At 59.3% G+C, this 20617-nt stretch carries 17 protein-coding genes and 1 tRNA gene; 3 read left to right on the forward strand and 15 right to left on the reverse strand.

Annotation, left to right across the window (positions count from 1 at the left end):
- Nucleotides 1-1559, forward strand: a 1559-nt coding sequence (locus tag AC1D06_RS19595) for a COG3904 family protein (protein WP_477987530.1), incomplete at its 5' end; no start/stop codon positions are given.
- A gap of 155 nt (nt 1560-1714) precedes the next feature.
- Here the strand turns inward: AC1D06_RS19595 and AC1D06_RS19600 are convergent.
- The 13 genes from AC1D06_RS19600 to AC1D06_RS19660 all read right to left on the reverse strand — a co-directional run bounded on the left by AC1D06_RS19600 (nt 1715) and on the right by AC1D06_RS19660 (nt 17415).
- The gene (locus AC1D06_RS19600) at nt 1715-1954 is read right to left on the reverse strand and encodes a hypothetical protein (protein ID WP_477876603.1); all 240 of its coding nucleotides are present in this window, start codon (nt 1952-1954) and stop codon (nt 1715-1717) included.
- Nucleotides 1955-2050: 96 nt separating this feature from the next.
- On the reverse strand, nt 2051-2755 hold the full coding sequence (locus AC1D06_RS19605; RefSeq protein WP_477987531.1) for a TfuA-like protein: 705 nt from the start codon (nt 2753-2755) through the stop codon (nt 2051-2053).
- Nucleotides 2755-3996 carry a YcaO-like family protein gene (locus AC1D06_RS19610; protein ID WP_477987532.1) on the reverse strand — a complete coding sequence of 414 codons (1242 nt, stop codon included), beginning with the start codon at nt 3994-3996 and terminating at the stop codon, nt 2755-2757. Before AC1D06_RS19610 ends, AC1D06_RS19605 begins: the two co-directional genes overlap by 1 nt.
- Before the next feature lie 2 nt (nt 3997-3998).
- Nucleotides 3999-4244, reverse strand: a complete 246-nt coding sequence (locus tag AC1D06_RS19615) for a hypothetical protein (protein ID WP_477987533.1) — start codon at nt 4242-4244, stop codon at nt 3999-4001.
- Between the two features lie 39 nt (nt 4245-4283).
- Entirely contained in the window at nt 4284-6227 is a 1944-nt protein-coding gene (locus AC1D06_RS19620; RefSeq protein WP_477987534.1) for a tetratricopeptide repeat protein, read from the reverse strand.
- Nucleotides 6228-6251: 24 nt separating this feature from the next.
- Nucleotides 6252-6692: a helix-turn-helix domain-containing protein gene (locus AC1D06_RS19625; protein WP_477876608.1), complete on the reverse strand. Its 441-nt coding sequence runs from the start codon at nt 6690-6692 to the stop codon at nt 6252-6254.
- 398 nt (nt 6693-7090) lie between these two features.
- Complete coding sequence (locus AC1D06_RS19630) at nt 7091-10861, reverse strand: vitamin B12-dependent ribonucleotide reductase (RefSeq protein ID WP_477987535.1); 3771 nt, start codon at nt 10859-10861, stop codon at nt 7091-7093.
- A gap of 628 nt (nt 10862-11489) precedes the next feature.
- Nucleotides 11490-12107, reverse strand: a complete 618-nt coding sequence (locus AC1D06_RS19635; protein WP_477987536.1) for a cache domain-containing protein — start codon at nt 12105-12107, stop codon at nt 11490-11492.
- A 254-nt stretch (nt 12108-12361) separates the two neighbouring features.
- Nucleotides 12362-12943, reverse strand: a complete 582-nt coding sequence (locus AC1D06_RS19640) for a hypothetical protein (RefSeq protein WP_477987538.1) — start codon at nt 12941-12943, stop codon at nt 12362-12364.
- A 57-nt stretch (nt 12944-13000) separates the two neighbouring features.
- Nucleotides 13001-14881 carry a methyl-accepting chemotaxis protein gene (locus AC1D06_RS19645; RefSeq protein WP_477987539.1) on the reverse strand — a complete coding sequence of 627 codons (1881 nt, stop codon included), beginning with the start codon at nt 14879-14881 and terminating at the stop codon, nt 13001-13003.
- 203 nt (nt 14882-15084) lie between these two features.
- Entirely contained in the window at nt 15085-15582 is a 498-nt protein-coding gene (gene gpt, locus AC1D06_RS19650; protein WP_477876613.1) for a xanthine phosphoribosyltransferase, read from the reverse strand.
- Nucleotides 15583-15730: 148 nt separating this feature from the next.
- A complete protein-coding gene (locus AC1D06_RS19655) occupies nt 15731-16561 on the reverse strand; it encodes a universal stress protein (protein WP_477987541.1) in 831 nt (276 codons plus the stop codon).
- 74 nt (nt 16562-16635) lie between these two features.
- The gene (locus AC1D06_RS19660; protein ID WP_477987542.1) at nt 16636-17415 is read right to left on the reverse strand and encodes a competence/damage-inducible protein A; all 780 of its coding nucleotides are present in this window, start codon (nt 17413-17415) and stop codon (nt 16636-16638) included.
- 227 nt (nt 17416-17642) lie between these two features.
- On the opposite strand from AC1D06_RS19660, the gene wrbA reads away from it, so the two are divergent.
- Nucleotides 17643-18242, forward strand: coding sequence for an NAD(P)H:quinone oxidoreductase type IV (gene wrbA, locus AC1D06_RS19665; protein WP_477876616.1), 600 nt, complete (start codon nt 17643-17645; stop codon nt 18240-18242).
- Between the two features lie 107 nt (nt 18243-18349).
- Nucleotides 18350-18435 (forward strand) — tRNA-Leu (locus AC1D06_RS19670).
- Nucleotides 18436-18712: 277 nt separating this feature from the next.
- Here the strand turns inward: AC1D06_RS19670 and AC1D06_RS19675 are convergent.
- A complete protein-coding gene (locus AC1D06_RS19675) occupies nt 18713-19393 on the reverse strand; it encodes an alpha/beta fold hydrolase (RefSeq protein WP_477987544.1) in 681 nt (226 codons plus the stop codon).
- A 288-nt stretch (nt 19394-19681) separates the two neighbouring features.
- A complete protein-coding gene (locus tag AC1D06_RS19680; RefSeq protein ID WP_477987545.1) occupies nt 19682-20563 on the reverse strand; it encodes a helix-turn-helix domain-containing protein in 882 nt (293 codons plus the stop codon).
- Nucleotides 20564-20617 lie beyond the last annotated feature (54 nt).

The following is a 20617-nucleotide window of genomic DNA, read 5'->3' on the forward strand; positions in this document are numbered from 1 at the left end:
GGGCCAAAGTCGTGACATTCAACAGCAATGGCGGCAACATCCTGACCGCCATCGCCTATGGACGGATGATCCGGTCGTTGGGTCTCTCGACTCTCGAACTGAGATCGACCCAATGCGCTTCGGCATGCGCCCTCGCCTTCGTCGGTGGCACTGTTCGAAAGGCCGAGCCTGGATCGATTGGCGTGCACCAGGCGTCGTTCTCGGGCGGAGAACTCGACGGGCAAGCCGCTGCCGCGGCAGTTCAATCCATGACCGCCACAATCATGGGCTATCTCGTCGAGATGGGCGTAGATCCTAAACTGCTCCAACTCAGTTTGTCGGTCGCCGCCAGCGACATGCGATACCTGACCACCCAGGAGATGGATGAATACAAGGTGACGACCGAGGGTGAACTGGGATTCCCAAGCGCGTCAGCCAATGTTCAGGCGATGCCATCGGCGTCGTCGGCGCGGATAACGAGCAGGCCGGAGACACCAAGTGTCGAGGAACGCGCGCTGTTGTTCATGGCGAGATATCACGCTGCGTGGTCAGAGCAAAACCCGCAAGCGCTCGCATTCATGGACGGCGCCTATGCGGATACGATCTCCTTCTACGGCAAGCTGGTGAGCAAGGCCGAAGTGCTGGCGGACAAGCGGAAATTCGCAGACAGATGGCCGAGGCGCGCTTACAGCGTGAGACACGGTTCAGAACAGGTCTCCTGTTCCGGCGATTGCACGGTCAGCGGTACAGTTGAATGGTTCGCCGAAAGCCCTGAACGAGGTCGGATATCGTCCGGCGCCGCGGAGTTTACCCTGGTTTGGAATGCTTCGAGCGGAAAAATCCTCTCGGAGATCGGCAGGGTGATCGCCATCGACAAGAATGCATCGGAGCCGTTTCGGATAATCTCGCAATGGCAGCAAGAGGACGGCAATTGCCGCGGTGTCTCAGGCGATTCTCCCGAGATATTGAAAGCTTGCAAACGTCGCGAGGCCATCGGTGCGAAATTGGAGGCGGTCGGGTGGTGTTACGGGCGACCCGGGGAAGCCGGCGCTGAAATGAACTGGCACCAATGCGACGAGCGTGATCACACAGATACCGACACGATGGCGAGCAATAATGACGTGTCGGTCTCCAATGTCGTCAACAACCCCAAGCCCAGCGACTTCCCGGTGCAGATTGCTTTTCACGGAAAAACCAAGTTCCCGGACTTCAAAAGGCGAGACCGTCAATTCAATATCTACCGGACCCGTATCCGGGAAGGTATGCACGACGGACCTAATTTTGCCGGTCACTATTCGCTGATCCAGATTGGCTGCGGAACGGACTGTTCGCTCGTTATCTTCAGCGACAATAAGACCGGCAAGCTTTGGAATTTCCCACTCGGCGGCGAAGACAACTTGGACCTCCAGCTGAAATTCCAGCTGAACAGCCGCCTGCTCACCACTCAATGGTTTGGCGATGGAGGGAAATGCTACGTCGAGTTCTTGAATTTCGATGGACAGGGTTGGAAATCACTCAAGAAAATCAACATCGGATCGCAGGATTCTTGCTATCGAAACATCGACGACAACCTGCATTGAGCGGTTGCGAGCAGCGATTCAGACTGTATCTTAGCTGCAGATCGCGCTGCAAACGAATTCAAATGAGTTTCACCGAGATATTCCGAGACGGCATAAATACCTGAAATAGCTCAAATAAACGCACACCCCGACCGGCTCTCCGCCGAGTAGKTCGCTCAATGATATCCCGTGACGATCAGCGTCGGATCGCTGTCGGCGCCAACAATGGAGGCGACGTCGATGCCGGCGATCTTCATTTCATCGATGACGGCATCCAGGGCCATCCCCAGACAATAAGTCGGCAGTTGCACATTCAGTTCCTGGGCGGTTCGGCGAACGAAGGCGACCATCCGGGCGAGAGATGCCAGTTCCTTCTGACGTTCGAGCGAGACTGCCGCGACGAGTTCAAGCGTCATTAAAGTTACCCTTCCGGTGGCTCATCAATCCTATCTCAAGATCAAACGATACCATTCCGCGCCGTGACACGACCGTGACAGGATGTTGAGCCGGAGTCAGTCGACGATGAAACGGTCAAACAGACTCGTTCGCTGCAAGGTCCAGGCGGGCGGCTCGCTTCGCCGGTCTTCAGTGCAAGCCACAGCCTCGATCAGGGCCTCGGCGTCTTCCCGTTTCGGGCTGCGGCTGTGACGAGAAAGAAGGGTTCGCACCTCTCGCTCTCGCATGGCCTGCAGCCCGGCGGACGCGGCCACGACCGCCCACGTCCGATCCTTGAAGAAAACGGCAGAAGCCCCTTCCACCAATGCAGCGGCTTCCCCGCGAGTGAGCAGCGCTTCTTCCATCAAAGCGCCGACAGTGGCACGGACATTGACCAGCGGCACGCTCAGCGGCGCATATCCCAGCTCTTTCGGGCCATGGCTGAGCGCGACGTCGGCGTCGTCGACAAGATCGCCGTCGCGATAGGAGGCAAAAATCTGCCCTACCCCGATCATGCCGAAATCGGCGCATTCTGCGGCGCGGAGAGCGCCCATGCTCGCGGCACCGTAAATCTGGACACCCAGTGACAGGGAATGGAGGATCTCCTTGTGCCAGACGCTGGCACAATCCTCGAACACCCCGTCCACGAGGCCGATCACGTTTGCGCCGCTCTTGACCTGTCGATAGACGTCGCCTTGGCCGGAAGGGGGCAGCAGGACAATGTCGGAGGGGACGGGCCTGATACTGCCATGCAGCGAGGGACCGGCAAACACCACTTTCATCAGAAGACCATCATTTTCGGCAATGCCCTGGCACCAAACCTGCGTTTGCGATTACCATCGGGGCTTTCGAGCTCCGGGATCAAAAGCTTGACGACGGAAAACCGCGTTTCGCCCGGTGCAAGATCCACGGCCAACACCCGGCTGACGCGCCGCTCTTCAAGCATGGAAAGGAGGAGCGTGATGCGTTCGGAAATCGTTCTGCCTGCCACCTCGATATCGCCCGGCGGGCGGGCGGTAGGCGCCAGTACCAGATCGGCGGCTATGGCGGGGTGCAGCGGCACGGAGAAAAGCGAGGGTTCGACGTCATCCCTCGCCCCGCTGATAAGCGTGAGGCGCGATTGCACTGCCTCCGTCAAGGCGCGGACCGTCGCCCTGGCGGCGYTGAAATGCGTGCCGCTGCCGAGGGTGACGTCAATGTAGCGCAAGCCGGTCGTTTTCCCGTTGCGTGGATAAAGGTAGGCAAGAACCGATGGGACGCCGACGTCGCTGGTGATATCAAGCGTGACGACGGCAAAGCCTGCCGCCGAAATCAGCCCCAGCAGCCGGTCTACCGAGGGGCAGCCGAGCGCAAGCGGATCGAAGCAAGCTTGCGCCCGGATCGCCGGTTTGGAGAGCCGGAACAGCACGTCGGCATCACGCTCGATCCGCTCGAGCACGCCGTGCAGCACGGCTTCCTCCCAGGTATTGCCGGATGCCAGCCCATCCGAAGACTGCCAGTAACGTCGGGGTTGTGTTCTGTCGATCGTCACGGCTTCGAGCGGCACGAAAGCGGCTCGTCCGGTCGACAGGTTGCTTCCCTCGACCCAGGCGATCGGCGTCGATCCTGATAAAGACTGCCGTGCGGCGAGGAATTCCTCGACGGGATCAAAGTGCGCGCCTCTGGTCGACAGTTCGTCGCTGCTGCGTGTCACGCTCTCGAGCGGTGGCGCTTCGGCAACCGCGCGCTCGAGAGCTTCCATGCATGCCGACGCCTTGGCGTCGGCGTCGGTCAGTCCTTTGCCCTGGTGAACGGCGATCGAACGTGCATTGGGGCGTATCGCGTTCCACACGGGAATTCCGATGCGATCGAGGCCCGTGATCCGTGCCAGCCGCGTCACGCCATATGTCCCGAGAGCAGTGCTCACCTTCTCCAAGGTCTCGCTCGGCGCGCATATCCTGTCGACAAGCGCGCCCGGATCGGAAGCCAGATCCTCGGATCGACCGGATGGCCTTTCCAATCGCGCCACCGAAGGCTCAGTCATATCTAGCCATCGTACCTCGCCGCGAACACGACGGTGTCATAGCGCCCGGCGAACGCGTCGTTGCGGTCGCTGACAGTGACAGCGAGATCCACCCCTGCCGTCAGGACCRCACCATGTGACCGGGCATCGGTGCTGTATCCAAACGGCTCGGTGACCGTGTCCGGCATGGCCGTGACCGTGCCGTTGTCGAAATCCACCAACCAGAAACCTGTCTCGCCCGACAGACCCAGAACTGTAAACTTTGCCATTTTATCTCCTCTGCAGTTGCTACTGAAATGTTGCGGTTGCTACTGAAATCCGGCCCTCTTCAGGCCCTCCCTATACTGTTCCTTCTGCCAATTCTCCTTCACGGGCATGATCGACAACCATTTGTCGATGCTGAAATCCGGATAGGTTTTCATCGTGCTTCGCATGAACGACCGCGCCTTCTTGACGTCGCCGAGCATGCCCCAGCAGGCCGCCGCCAGACGGCCGGTCGTCGACTTGTCCGTCATCTTGCCGATGCAATCGAGCGCGACATCGAAGCGCTCGAGACAATAATTCGCCCCTGCCGCAGTCCACCAGTAGACGTCTGGGCACAGAGGATTAAGTTCGATCGCCCTTTCGATGGTTTCCAGCGCACGCTCCGGTTCGGAGGCGTGGACCAGCGTGTCGGCATAGTCCGCAATCAGGTCCGCATGCGAGGGGGCGATATTGACCGCCTGCTCGAAAGCGGCCACGCTCTCGTCGAACGCGCTGTTGTAAAGGCGGACTACGCCCAGTTGGTGATAGCCGCTGGGATGTGCCGTATCGGCATCGATCGCCTCGCGAGCGTGCCGCTCCGCCGACATCAGCAGGTCGTGGTCGCCGCGCGCGGTGACGAGCCACTCCAGGTGTTCCGCGCGTGCAAGACCGCCGAGCGCCTGGGCGAACCGCGGCTCCGAGTGAAGCGAATTCCTGAACATTTTCCGAGCGCGGCGAAGTTCCGCAAGGCGTATGTTTCGGAGATAGTGCTGTCCGAGCAGATAACTTTGATAGGCGGTTGGTTCATGACTGCCTATCTGGCGCAGTTCATTGTGCTCGATCTTATGCGTCAGCGTGGAAACGATAACATTGACGATGTCCTTGTACGCATTGCCAAGCTTGCCGGCCCTGACATCGAACCTGTCCGCCCAGACGTATCTGTCGTTCGTTACGTCAACCAGCCCGCCGAAAAGTTCGAATTCGCCGCCTTGGATCCGTAGTCTGGTTTCAAACGCGTAGGACACGGTATGTCGCGTAAATGCTTCGGCGCGCGGTGCGGGGGACATGGCGATCAGCGACGCCGTATGATGAGCCACGACAGCCATCGTACGAGCCCGGCATAGCCCGATGGTGACGTCTTCAATCAGCGCCATCGCCAGATTGCCGGCTTCGCCGGTCGCATTGGACGGAGGAAGCAGGATGACACGCGGCAGGATGCTCCTTTCGGGACCAAGCGATGAAAGATTTTTACCAGCGCCGATTTCGCGAACCTGAACCGCGGCTCGCAGCCTATCCGGATAGAGGTCTTCCGCCAGCGCAGAGGTCTGCGCATCCGGACGGGTTCCCAACTCCTTTCTCAGCCGCTCTGCGTGCCGCCGAAAAAGAACCTGCGCTTGAAGGTGCTTGCCCGCCACGAAATGACATCGCATCAAGGCGCGAACCGCCACCTCGTTGTAGGCGTCCATCTCCAGCAATCGAGCACTCGCCTCGGCGATCAGCTCCGACACAGCCAGAAAGTCCTCTGTTGCGGCAATGCTGTCGACGGCTTTTGATAAAGCCGAGACATGTCTGTCACGCTGCATATAGAGCCATTGGCTCGACCTCTCGGATGAAACGTCGACTCCCGCCAGGAACACACCCTTCTGAATTTCGATGCGCTTGCGAAGGGCGTTGATGTCGTCCGGTCCGCTCTCCGGAAGAAAGCTCATGAAATCGAAATCGATGCTCTCGAGGGCAGCGACAATGTCGCCGCCTTCGCTGCGGAGCAAAGCGTCGCCGGCAGCCGGCAATCGGGATCTGGATCTCACCAGGAGCTGCCGGAGATTGGCCGAACTATCCGTTTTCTCCGGATCCCAGAGGAATTCCGCCAGCTCCGAACGCGATATCCTGGGCGTCCCCTGGACAGCCATGTAGACCAGCGCGAAAATCGCCTTCTCGGGTAATGCCAACGGCTTGCCGTTCTCGCCAACGAGCCGAGGTTCAGCAAATGTCGTCAGTCTAACTGCCACCCCTCGCCGCCCCTTCACAACGAGCTAGAGTTGAATGCTATCTTCGTCGTCGTCATCAAGTTCGTGAGACCCCATTCTGTCCTGCTCCGCCAACGACTTGGTCAGCGCGATGACGCATTTCCTGATCTTTGGGTCTTTGATCTTCATGAAGGTTTGGTTCAGTTCCAACGCCTGCCTGGTCATGAGCGGATTGATATCCGGGTCGTCACCGTGATCGATGGCGGACAGATCGAGCGGACCGTCACCTTGCTCGAAGAAGAAGCTGATGGGCACGCCCAGCGCCGTAGAAATTGCCTGGAGTCGCGAAGCTCCGACTCTGTTGGCACCCTTCTCGTATTTCTGGACCTGCTGAAACGTGATACCCAGCAGCTGCGCCAGCCTCTCCTGCGACATGCCGATCATGACGCGCCGCACCCTGATGCGCGCGCCGACAAATGCGTCCATATTGTCAGCTGGCTTCTTCATTGTTCCCCCGAAACACAGGAAGGTCGGCGGCACCGAAAGTTGTGCGTCTGACCATCACACCCATATTTAGACTAAATATCGGCGCCTGTGTAGGTGGAAAATAAAAATGCGACAACCGAATGCGAGCGATGCTTTTCCGCCGCAGTTTTTGAAGAAACGTCGCTTAAATAAAGAGGTTTTGATTCCTGCAGTTTGAGTAAGCAATAAATTCAGCATGAGTAAGGACGTTGAATATGCGGCGCCCAATTTTTTGACTACGCTTCGGAATATATGATGTTGCTTTTGCTCTAACAGCAAAACTTATTTCCATAACAGAAACCCCCGCGGCAAAGTCGATCACCGCGGGGAGAGGGTTACAAATGTTCTATATCGTTTGCCTGGTGCGGCATCTAGTCCGATCAGCTGCACCCACTCGTCGCGCCGCACGTGTCGCATTTCTCACACGTGCCATTCCGCACCATCGTGAAATTCTGGCACTCCGAGCACATATTCCCCGTATAGCCCTGCATGATCGACCGCGCGCGCCGCTCACTCGCGATCGCCTTCGCATCCGACTTGGCGGTATCCGCCTCCGCGGCGGCCTGTTCCGAGAACAGTTCGCTTGCCACTTCCTCRGCGATCACTTCGCGCAGCTCGTTCTGCCGTTCCTCATAATCGCGGCGGAAGGAGACGACTTCTGACGTCGAAATGGCCGTGACCGGCTCCAGGCGGCGCACCGCGCTGCCACTGTAGCTGACGCCGGCAGAAGCCTTGGCGGGAGCGGCAGTTGCGGCCCCCTTGGGCTCGGCACCGCCGTGGCTCGACACCAGGACCGGCTTGTAGGCGCCGCGCGTCAGGCCCTTGGAGACTGCCTCGCCCTTACCCTCGTTGATGTTCCGGCCCAGCGACGTATTGGAGAAATCCGACTGGTCGACATGCGCCAGGTCCTTGCGGTCGAGATAGGAGACGGCGAGTTCGCGGAAGACGTAGTCGAGGATCGACGTGGCGTTCTTGATCGCGTCGTTGCCGATGACCATGCCGGCCGGCTCGAACTTGGTGAAGGTGAAGGCCTCGACATATTCTTCGAGCGGCACGCCATATTGCAGGCCGAGCGACACCGAGATGGCAAAGTTGTTGATCAGCGCGCGCAGGGCCGAGCCTTCCTTGTTCATGTCGAGGAAGATTTCGCCCAAGCGGCCGTCGTCATATTCGCCGGTGCGCAGGAAGATGGTGTGGCCGCCGATCTTGGCCTTCTGGGTATAGCCCTTGCGGCGGGTCGGCAGCTTTTCCTGTTCGCGCACCACGCGTTCGATGACGCGCTCGACGATCTTTTCCGTGATGGTAACGGCCTGCGCCGCCTGCGGCATGGCCAGCAGTTCTTCCATCGCGTCCTCGTCCGCCTCGTCCTCGATCAGCGAGGCATTGAGCGGCTGGGACAGTTTCGAGCCGTCGCGATAGAGCGCATTTGCCTTCAGGCCGAGCTTCCAGCTGAGCATATAGGCGTTCTTGCAATCCTCGACAGTGGCGTCGTTGGCCATGTTGATGGTCTTCGAGATAGCACCGGAGATGAACGGCTGTGCCGCCGCCATCATGCGGATATGGCTCTCGACCGAGAGATAGCGCTTGCCGATCTTGCCGCAGGGATTGGCGCAATCGAACACCGCCAGATGCTCCTTCCTAAGGAAGGGGGCGCCTTCGAGCGTCATCGCACCGCAGACATGAATGTTGGCGGCCTCGATCTCCTTCCTTGAGAAGCCAAGATGGTCGAGCAGGTTGAAATCAATCGCCGCCATCTGCTCGTCGGTGACGCCAAGCGTGTCGCGGAGGAAATCGGCACCGAGCGTCCATTGGTTGAAGACGAACTTGATGTCGAAGGCCTGCTTGAGCGCGGCGTTGACCGCCTCGACCTTGTCATCGGTGAAGCCGCGTGCCCTGAGCGTCGACGGGTTGACGCCCGGCGCCTGGTTGAGATTGCCATGACCGACAGCATAGGCCTCGATCTCGGCAATCTGGCTCTCCGGATAGYCGAGCGCACGCAGCGCATCCGGAACGGCGCGGTTGATGATCTTGAAATAGCCGCCGCCGGCGAGCTTCTTGAACTTCACCAGGGCAAAGTCTGGCTCGATGCCGGTCGTGTCGCAATCCATGACCAGGCCGATCGTGCCGGTCGGAGCGATGACCGAGACCTGGGCGTTGCGGTAGCCGTACTGCTCGCCGAGTGCCAGGGCCTTGTCCCATGCCGCGGTGGCATGCGCGATCAGCCCCTGGTCGGGGCATTCCTTGTGGATCAGCGCCACCGGCTCGACCGAGAGCTTTTCATAGCCCGAACGCTCGCCATGCGCCGCACGGCGATGGTTGCGGATGACGCGCAGCATGTGCTCGCGGTTCGGCTCGTACATCGGGAAGGCGCCGAGTTCGGCGGCCATCTCGGCCGAGGTGGCATAGCAGACGCCGGTCATGATGGCTGTCAGCGCACCGGCGATTGCCCGGCCTTCCTTGGAGTCATAGGGAATGCCGGAAGACATCAACAGGCCGCCGATATTGGCATAGCCGAGGCCGAGCGTGCGGTATTCATAGGAGAGCTCGGCAATGCGCCGCGACGGGAACTGCGCCATCATCACCGAGATTTCGAGAACGACGGTCCAGAGCCGCACGGCATGTTCATAGTCGGCAATGTCGATCTGGCCGGATGCGGCCTTGAACTGCATCAGGTTGAGCGAGGCGAGATTGCAGGCCGTGTCGTCGAGGAACATATATTCCGAGCACGGGTTGGAGGCACGGATCGGGCCCGCCGCCGGGCTCGTATGCCAGTCGTTCATCGTCGTGTTGAAATGCAGGCCCGGATCGGCCGAAGCCCAGGCAGCGTAGGAGATCGACTCCCAGAGGTCGCGGGCTTTCAGCGTCTTGACCACCTTGCCGTCCTTGCGGGCGGTCAGGTTCCAGACGTCGTCGCGCTCGACGGCGCGAAGGAAATCGTCCTTGATCGAGACGGAATTGTTGGAGTTCTGGCCGGCCACGGTCAGATAGGCTTCGCTATCCCAATCCGTGTCATAGGTCTTGAATTCCATATCCGTATAGCCCTGGCGGGCGAACTGGATGACGCGGCCGATATAGTTTTCCGGCACCATGGATGCCTTGGCGGCCTTGATTTCGCGCTTCAGCGCCGGGTTCTGCTTGGGGTCGAARCAGGCGTCATCCGTGCCGTCGCAATTGACGCAGGCCTTCATGATCGCCTTGAGGTGCTTGGAGACGATCTTCGAGCCGGTGACGAGTGCGGCCACCTTCTGCTCTTCCTTGACCTTCCAGTCGATATAGGACTCGATATCGGGATGGTCGATGTCGACGATCACCATCTTGGCGGCGCGGCGCGTCGTGCCGCCCGACTTGATGGCGCCGGCGGCGCGGTCACCGATCTTGAGGAAGCTCATCAGGCCGGACGAACGGCCGCCGCCGGAGAGCTTTTCACCCTCGCCGCGCAGGTTGGAGAAGTTCGAACCGGTGCCCGAACCGTACTTGAACAGGCGCGCCTCGCGCACCCAGAGGTCCATGATGCCGCCCTCGTTGACGAGGTCGTCCTCGACGGACTGGATGAAGCAGGCATGCGGTTGCGGATGCTCATAGGCCGACTTGGACTTGGTCAGCTTGCCGGTGAATGGGTCGACATAGAAATGGCCCTGCCCCGGTCCATCGATGCCATAGGCCCAATGCAGGCCGGTGTTGAACCATTGCGGCGAATTCGGCGCAACGCGCTGGGTGGCGAGCATATAGGCAAGCTCGTCGCGGAAAGTGCGCGCATCTTCCTCCGACGAGAAATAGCCGCCCTTCCAGCCCCAATAGGTCCAGGTGCCGGCAAGGCGGTCGAACACCTGGCGCGCATCGATCTCGGAGCCGAGCTGTTCGTCCTTGGGCAGCTTGGCGAGCGCATCCTTGTCGGCCTCGGAACGCCAGAGCCACGACGGCACGTCGTTTTCCTCGACCTTCTTCAAAACTGTCGGCACACCGGCCTTGCGGAAATATTTCTGGGCAAGGATATCGGCCGCGACCTGGGAAAACTGCTCCGGCACCTGGATATCGGCCAGCCGGAAGACGATCGAGCCGTCCGGGTTGCGGATCTCGCTGGTGGCGGTGCGGAAGGCGACGCTGTCGTAGGCCGACTTGCCTGCCTCGGTGAATTTCCGTTCAATGCGCATCTCAATCCCCTTGCCTAAGCGTCGCGCCATTTTAGGCGCAAACTGTCCTATCAAGCTGTGCGAACTTCCGCTCGATCAGCCAGTGTTCCCTCATCAGTTTTGGGAAACCCGTTCCAGCTCATGCTGTATATGGTGGCTAGAATGATCGGCAACACTAAATATAGTGTTAACAACAGATTTATTCCAGCTTTTCTTCCCACTGCGACAGAAAAATGACAGGTGGCTTTTTACACGCGCAGACACAGCTTCGCCGTGGCGCAAAACGCCCCTTCACCCGCTCATTTTTCCACTGGGAAGGGCCAGACCTCGTTACCTTCTGACCCTGTCGCCGCCGCAACCTCCCCAATAGAGATCAGGTGGCTGATTCCGTCAAGAGGTGGTCTGTGACAGAAATATTAACACCACATCTAGTATGCACAGCTTGTGGATAGTGTGGACGGCGTCCAACGCCATAAAATGCAAGGCTTTGGGTGATCCCGCGGTCGGTCTGGGCGGGACTTTGTACACAGAGCAGCCCTTTCGAGATTTATTTTTCTCCACAGAGCCCCCCAATTGTTTTATTTCAAGGACTGTTGTGGCAGCGGCAAACCAAAGCGATTCGGACCGTAAAAACAGCGGATCGACGTGGCTAAAGCTGGTCGAGATTAACGCCGACCGTGATCGCGCCGATCGGCTTGCCATGTTCGTCGACAATGGTCATCGACACCTGCGACTGCAGCATCTGGGTCGATTCGTCCTTGCGCGCGTCGTCGACGAAAACGGCGGATGGTCCCTTGTCGAACGTCTTTTGGAATTTGGCCTCGTCACCCTGCCAATAATCGGAAGTGATGCCGCTCTGGCCGACATTGAGGCCCTTGGCGTCCATGACGAAGATTTCCGTGATGGCGCCGGAGGCCTGGTCTTCCTTGTGCCTCAGGAAGGCAGATACCGGCGTGGCCAAAACCCGATCGATCAGCGGCCGACTCGGTCGATTGACCTCCTGCCGCCATTCTTCGTCCAGTGCGTTGATCTCGGTGCCGGTCAGACGTGCATCGATCGCGTTCTGCGCCTTGATCGCGGCTATGATGATCGGATCGGAAACCCAGCCACGAACATTGGCGTCGAAGAAAGCGAGCACCGGTGCCACGTGAATGTCCTGGGCACGGCCAGGAACTGCGACAGACACGATCGCTGCAATCACCGTCATGGCGCAGACCTTCGCATGCCGCGATCGCCAGGACCGCGCAACGCCTTCACGGGCAAGCATCGCCAATCTCCATTCTGGTCCAGGGCAAATGGGCGGACGCGCCCTGGAGCCAATATACATTACGGCACGCTAATTAAATAAAGTTAAATGCACCCCAAACTCGACACGCAAAGTATAGCCTGTCAAATGATCGAAAAATAATACTATTATTCACGCCAAATTTAACAATTATCTTAGCGCTCGCCTTTCGCCGAAAAGACAGAGGGGCCCTAAGGCCCCTCTAAAGGATGAAAAGACATCGTTCCGCCGGAGGATCAAAGCTTGTCGAGATTGATGCCGATGGTGATTGCTCCGATCGGCTTGCCGGTCTCGTCGGAAATGGTCATCGACGCCTGCGACTGCAGCATCTGCGTCGACTCATCCTTCTCCGCATCATCGACGAATATGGCGTCCGCGCCCTTGCCGAACGATTTCTGGAACTTGCCCTCGTCTCCCTGCCAGTAGTCGGACGTGATTGAGGACTGGCCGACATTCAGACCCTTGTTGTCCATGACGAACATCTCGGTGATCGTGCCATCCGATGCACCCTGCTTGGCTTTCAGGAAATCGGACAGTTGATTGCCCATCACCTTGTCGATCATGGGATGGCTGTCTGCATCCACCTCGGCACGCCATTGCTTGTCAAGCTTGTCGATATCGGCCTGCTGCAACTTCTCATGCTCGGYGTTCTGAGCCTTGATGGCGTTGATGATCACCGGATCATTGATCCAACCCTTGACATTGGCAGCAATATAGTCCTTGACCGGCCCAACATGCGCAGCCTCGTCTGCCCTGACGGGCAATGCAATGGCCATGGCAAGCGCAACGATCGCGCCGGTAATGAATGAGTATTTCATAGAATGTCCTCCTGATCGCGTTCTTCAAGACGCAAGGTTAACCACGCACGCTTACACTCAAAATTCTTGCCACTCGTTCGCAACTGCTGCCGTGGCGGTCCTCGAGACCGGCATGGCGCGCTTGGGTGCCGAGCGAGCGATTGCCACGGCAGGCTGCGCAATTGGCCGGTTCGGCTGATGCGGAGCGGTCGCTGCATGACTGCCGGCAAAGCGGAAATTCCCCAGCGCCGCCTTGAGATGGTTGCTCTGCGTCTGCAATTCCTGGCAGGCGGCATTGGTCTCCTCGACCATGGCCGCATTCTGCTGGGTGTTCTGGTCCATACGACGGATGGCGTCGTTGACTTCGCTGAGAGCCGTAGACTGCTGCTGCGCGGAGGAGACGATGGAGTTGATCGAGCGATCGATATCGCGGATTTGCCCTTCGATCGTCAGCAAGGACTTGCCCATCGTGTCCACGAGCGTGACGCCCGCTCCCACTTCGGTGCCGGAATTGGTGACGAGTTGCTTGATTTCCTTGGCAGCGGAAGCGGAACGTTGAGCCAGTTCACGCACTTCCTGGGCCACGACAGCGAAACCCTTGCCCGCTTCGCCTGCACGCGCCGCTTCGACGCCGGCATTGAGCGCCAGCAGATTGGTCTGAAATGCGATCTCGTCGATCACGCCAATGATCTTGCCGATCTGGCTCGATGATTCCTCGATGCGGTCCATTGCGGCAATCGCATCGCGAACGACGACAGACGAGCCTTTCGCACTTTCCTTCGCCGCGGCAACCAGCCGACTGGCTTCCACCGCTTCGTTCGTCGATTGACCAACGGTCGTGGTGATCTCGTCCAGCGCCGCGGCGGTCTCCTCAAGCACGGCAGCCTGGGATTCGGTGCGCCGCGCAAGTTGATCCGCCGAACCGGCAAGATCGATCGCGCCTCCATCGAGCACCGTGGCGGTATCGGCTATGTCCGACAGCGCTGCGGCAACGGCTGAAACCATGGTGTTGAAATCTCGCCGCAGTTTTTCGAAGTCCTCATCCACGTCACCGAGACGCGAAGAGAAATCCCCTGCGGCGACCGTCTCCAGCGCCGCGCCCAGCAGTGCGATCGTTGCGGCCTGCCTGTCGGCGGCGTCACGCGTCTGCTGCGCAAACTTGCCGCGCTCGAGCTCAATTTCCCGCTGCCGCTGTTGCGCCACGCGCTCCTGCTCTGCACGATCCTTCATCGACTGGACGGAATCGCTGACAGCCCGGGCAATCACCCCAACGGCGTCGCCGCGCTCCATCAGCGGCACCGCGCTGTCGAGATCTCCCTCGGCGATACCGGCAATGCGGCCTGCCAACGTGGCGAGCGGCCTGCCCACGAACCGACGCATCGCCAGCATGAACGCAGCAATCACAAACGCAAGGACCAGTGCCTGTTTGCCCGCAAACATGCCAGCCTGCAAACGCGAATTCGAAACCACTTTTTCAGGCGACCAGGATGTCGCGATATAGCCGATGCGATTGCCCTTCTTGTCCAGGCTCAGCGGCGCCACGACCACGATGCGATCGCCAAGCGATTCATCGACAACCGGCTTGTCCGGATTGCCGGCAATGATCGATTTCACCAGCGCCTCGGAAGATGGCTTGTCGCCCTCCTGCGCCGTCCAGGCGTCGATGACGTCGCCCTTGCCGCTCATGGCTACGAAATATCGCAGCCCGAGATCCGAATTGCCGCGATAGGTCTTGTAGGCATCTTGAACAACAGCGGCCTTCTTCCACTTGACGGCGCCCTCTGCTGTCGCGCCGATCTGCTGCGTCGCCTGCTGCCATTCGCGTTTCGCGCGTTCCATTCCAGCCGAATAATCAGCGGACCATGAGAGCCAGGTCGTAATCGCCAGGCCCGCCAAATTGGCGCCGACAATCACGACGGCGACTTTCGCCGTTAGCGACAATCTGGAAAATAGCGTCAAATCCGGCCCCCTATGTCGAACGCGCGCTGCAATACTGATCACCATCGCGTCCCGGCCGAGCCGAGGCGGAAACCAGATTACACCCGCAGGGTTGAACTTAGGGACAGCTCATTAAATTTTGTTTAAATTGAACAATATCCGCATATTCGGGTCTGAAATCCCCGCAATTCTTGCGATGGATCAAACAAGGAAGCCGGCACCGCTCAGCCGCGATGGTCCTTGGCGATCGGCTCCTGGTAGGTGAAGCCCATGTCCCAGGGGAAATAGATCCAGGTATCCTGCGACACCTCGGTGATGAAAGTATCGATGGTGGGCACGCCCTTCGGCTTGGCATAGACGGTGGCGAAATGCGCTTTCGGCAGTATGGCGCGCACTTCCAACGCGGTCTTGCCGGTGTCGGTCAGGTCGTCGACGACAAGGATGTCCACGCCCTCATTTTCCAGCAGTTGCGGCGCAATGCCCTTAAGCACGCTCATGTCGCCCTGGTTGAGATAATCGTGATAGGAGGCGATGCACACGGTTTCGATAAGCCGGATATTGAGCTCGCGTGAAATGATCGCCGCCGGCACCAGACCGCCGCGGGTGATGCAGACGATCGCCTTGAACTCGCGCTTCATCCCCGATAACCGCCACGCAAGCGCCCGTGCATCGCGATGAAACTGATCCCAGGATACAGGAAAGGCTTTGTCGGGCAGGGACATGGCGGGTTTTCTTTCTAAAAAGGATGAAAACGCGAGAGATTTCCAGCGATTCGAGAGCCGTCATTATGATAAAACGGCACCATCCGTCCAGATCAAACCTGTCGCGTTTGCACAATCGCCTGTCCCATGGCACGGACCCGTTACGCCATCACCGCGACATCAGCACCGGCACGGTCATCGATTCGAGCAGCGTCTGCGTCACACCGCCGAACAGCCGCTCCCGGATACGGGCATGGCTATAGGCGCCCATGACCAGGAGATCGGCAGAGAAATCGCTGCAGCGGTTCTCGATGACAGCGGAAATCGGCAGTTTCTGCGATTCCTGCGAATTGACCGTCACCTTGAGGCCACGGCGCGCCAGTGTCTCGGCAATGTCGGCGCCCGCCAGCACGGAACTCTGCACCCGGCTGTCGGGCGCGTCGATCGAGAACACTTCCACTTCGGCGGCAGCGCGCAGCAGCGGGATCGAATCGAAGATCGCCCGTGTCGATTCGCGCGACCCATCCCAGGCGACCAGGATGCGGGTAAACGGCTTGCAGTCACGCTGGATCCACGGAACGAACAGCACCGGGCGGCCGCTTTCGAACAACACGTCGTCCATCTCCCCTACCCGGCCGGCCGCCGGCTGCGAGGCGACGACCAGATCGGCGGCGCGGCAGCTCTCCACCACGCTATGGGCGGCAAGCCCGCTCGTGCCCCTGAGCGTCCGCCAGCCGGCCGACACGCCGGCGCGCTGGGTCATCTCGTTGAAACGATTTTCGATGTCCTTGCTGCGCCGGGCCGCGGCTTCGTAGAGTGTCGCGATCACAGTCGCGTCCGGCAGGTCGAAGGGCGACAGGACCGGCGGCGGATCGATCGCCTCGCCATGCAGCCCCACCAGATGCGCCTCATGGCCCTGGGCGAGGCAGATGGCGGTGTCGATAACGATCTTTGCCGTTTCCGGGTCGTTGAGAACCACGGCGATGGTCTTGATGGGCATGGCAATCTCCCTGAATGTTAGGCTTCCAATAAGACTATAAAACAAGGAAGAAACGCGTGGCGTTTTGATCTAGTTCAATCCTGGCCGGATTTTGCGCTGCCGGTATCCTTCTTCAGTGCCGCGACCTCGTCGACCATGGCGCGCACCGCAGCCTCGGCGGCATCGAGCACTGCCTCGTCGCGGGCACGGATGACCAGGTCGGTCGAAAAATACATGCCGTCGAATTTCGGATAGGAGCCGATCACGGTCTGAGGATGCGCTTTCTGCACCGCGGCCAGCGGCGCGCCGATATCGCCCTCGCCGAACGGGCATTTGACCGTCCGCGACAGCGTCTTCGCACCGCTGCGCAGCGTCGGCAGGACATTGTCGAGCATCGCTTGGAAAATATTCGGCACGCCGGCCATGACATAGACATTGCCGATGTTGAAGCCCGGCGCCGTCGAGACAGGATTATCGATATGCAGACTGCCTTCGGGCATGCGCGCCATGCGCTTGCGCGCATCGTTGAATTCGATGCCGCGCCGCTCATACATGGCGCCGAGCATCTGCACGGCCTTTTCGTCATGGATGACAGGCAAGCCGAAGGCGCCACCGACCGCATCGGCGGTGATATCGTCATGTGTCGGCCCGATGCCGCCGGACGTGAAGACGTAATCGTAACGCGGCCTCAATGCGTTGAGTGCGGCAACAATCTCGTCATGGTCGTCGCCGACGATTCGAACTTCCTTGAGGTCGATGCCCGACAGCGTCAGCATATCCGCGAGATGGCCGATATTCTTGTCCTTTGTCCGCCCCGACAACAGTTCGTCGCCGATGGCGAGCATTGCGGCGGTCACCAGATTATCCGTGTTCATGCATATCTTCCTTGCCCGGTCACAATTGAAGTTGGTCCCGGCCATGACAACTGTCAAGGTTGGCCACGCGTGGTTTTGTCGTCATCTTAGCGATCATTGAAATTCCATTGTTCACTGAGATCGAACACTACAGCCGCAATTTGCTATCCTGCCAGCCGCCCTGCCGCAGAATATATAGAAGCCGTCCAATTCGAAACGTCCGCTCCTACGCGGGGAAAGAACATACGATGGCAAAGGTTCTCGTTCTCTATTATTCGGCTTACGGCCATATCGAAACCATGGCGAATGCGGTTGCCGAAGGCGCCCGGTCGGCTGGCGCCGAGGTCACCGTCAAGCGCGTGCCGGAACTGGTTTCGCCCGAAGTCGCCAAGGCTTCCTATTACAAGGTCGATCAGGAAGCACCGATCGCCGATCCGAACGAACTCGATCAATATGACGCGATCATCGTCGGCGCCGGCACGCGGTTCGGCACGATGGCTTCGCAGATGCGCAATTTCTGGGACCAGACCGGCGGTCTCTGGGCGCAGGGCAAGTTGGTCGGCAAGGTGGGCTCCGCCTTCACCAGCTCCGCCACCCAGCATGGCGGCCAGGAATCGACCATCCTCGGCTTCATCCCGACGCTGCTGCATCACGGCCTGATCGTCGTCGGCCTGCCCTATGCCTTCCAGGGCCAGATGGGCCTCGAAGAAATCAAGGGCGGCTCGCCCTACGGCGCCTCCACGATCACCGGCGGCGACGGCGCGCGCCAGCCTTCGGCCATCGAACTCGAGGCCGCCCGCTACCAGGGCGCCCATGTCGCCAAGATCGCGGCCAAGCAGGCCGGCTGATCAGGTGTACGCTTGACATTCGAGGCGGCGCCCCAAGCGCCGCCTTTGCTTTATCTGCCATTTACGCTTGATCGAATCCGGGCTCTGGGCTACCGGAGGTGGGATAAGCGGACGTGGCGGAACTGGTAGACGCAAGGGACTTAAAATCCCTCGATCCTCGATCGTACGGGTTCGATTCCCGTCGTCCGCACCAAGTTGATTTTACTGAATAAATATCCATTTTTCAGGCAAGCCGGCTTGCCGGGTTGGGTGTATGGGACGTTGACGCCGAACAGTGTCGACGTGCCGATGCAGAATACACCCGGTGCCAGACAAATAAGGTAACGCCGCGTCGCTGTTCCTGCGCAGGATCGGAGCAATACACTTCTACGCTCTGGCACTGAGAGCTTCGCATCCCGTACATTTTACCTCCTACGGATAACGAACGTCCTTTTCTATTCGAAATCGGAAAGTAAAAGCGAAAGCCGGGGCTACAGGGCAGCAGCGGCGCCGGCGATGAAATCGGCTACCGCCGCGGGCTGGGAAAGCATCGGCACATGTGAGCTTTCGAGCACCAGCGTCTGGGCACCCATCCGCGCCGCAGAGTCGCGTTCGACATCGGGAGGGATAGTCCGGTCGTTGGCAGCGACGATGTACCACGACGGCTTGGAACGCCATGCGGCGTGGCTGATCTTGTCGCCAAAGCAACGCACCGCAAGCGGCCCCTGAGTGGCATAGACGATATCTGCCTCGGCGGAGGGAATATCCTGCACGAAGTGCTTTCGGGTGCCCTCTGCCTTCAACGCAACATAGCCGTCGCCGTAGGGAGCTATCGCCTCGCCGGCCACCGGCGCATAATTCTTCCACCAATCACTGAAAGACTGATCTGTGTCCGGAGCGCCCGCCGCGACATAAACGAGACCCTTCACCCGGTCGTGGTTGCCCGCTTCCGTGATGACGGCACCGCCCCACGAATGCCCCACGAGAAGGACCGGGCCGTCCTGCATTTCGATGACGCGGTGCGCTGCCTTGACATCGTCGCCGAGCGAACTGAGCGGGTTTTGAACGGCAACAGCTCTCAGACCTTTCGCGGTCAGAAGGGAAATTACCTTCGTCCAGCAAGATCCGTCAGCAAATGCACCATGAACGAGAACGATCGTACCGATTGCCATCTTTTTCTCCTAAATCATTGAAAATACTTTTCAACTTTCTGGACGCTGCCCCAGCCATATGTGCGAAGGATGTCGGCTGGCGTCACGATGTCGCAGACGTTCGATCACGACATTATCGAGCCGGACGAAGCGCACGCCCAACCTCACGCCTCAATCGTGCTCCGACACTTCTCTCCCACGCTGTTCAGCACCGTGACCCAAGCCTAGAGCGCAAAAGGGTCGCGGTATTTCCGATTCTTGCGGAGCCATGGGCAATTCTTGCTATTGGAAAGGTGATGGCGGTCTGCCCTAACGCCTGCGTAGCTCGCGATATTGGCCGGGCGTAAGTCCAGTCGCCTTGCGGGAAACCCGGATGAAATTGGCCTGAGACCCGAAACCCGCTTCCAGAGCGATCTCAATCAGCGAGGATTCGCCAAGTTCGAGCCGCTTTTGCGCCTCCTGCACCCGACGAAAGGTCACGTAGCCGTGAGGCGAAAGGCCGGTCGCCTCCCGGAACAGGCGCGAGAAGTGAAACTGGCTGAGACAGGCTTCTTGTGCCAGATCGCCCAGCCTGATGTCGCCGGTGAGATGGGATTCGATATATTCGAGTACGCGCTTGAACCGCTTGCTGTCAAAATCGGGCGATCTGGCGGGGCGCTGCCAACGGTCTATCGCATAAGTACCCAACAGGTATCCCGCGAGTGCCGCCTGCATGCCATCCAGAAAAAGGCGGTCGGCCGGCTCACCCGCTCGACCTAAAATTTCGTTGAACGCGATTGCTATCTGATAGAGCGTCGAATCTCTCAGGCCGCCAACATAGGACAATTCTGCCTTAGCAGGATCAATATCATAGTCGGCCAGGGCGCTGTGCGCGATCAGCGTCTCGGGCAAATAGACGTGCAGGCATTCGATGGGCGATGTATTCGCACTTTCGCTCTCTTCGACTCCCTTCGGCAGAATGCATGCGATACCTGGTTGAATGAAATATCGGCCGGTCGCGCCGTTGGTGTTTTGCTGAGCAAATGCACGGCCAGCAATGACGAAGGCAAGCTCGGTTGAGGATCGTACGCCTGGCACGTGATGGCCGGCCTCCAGTCGGCGTCGCTCGACGCGCAAATTGGGAAGCTGTATGGCCGCCCTGAGCTGGCTGCTCGCCTGATATTTAGCCTCGCTGTGCGAATTCAGAACCATGATCGACTCCGGGGAGCGYCGGCAGCCCTAGCCGATTGGACGCCTGTAAAGTCT

This window comes from Rhizobium sp. P2_G2, from assembly GCF_056403555.1.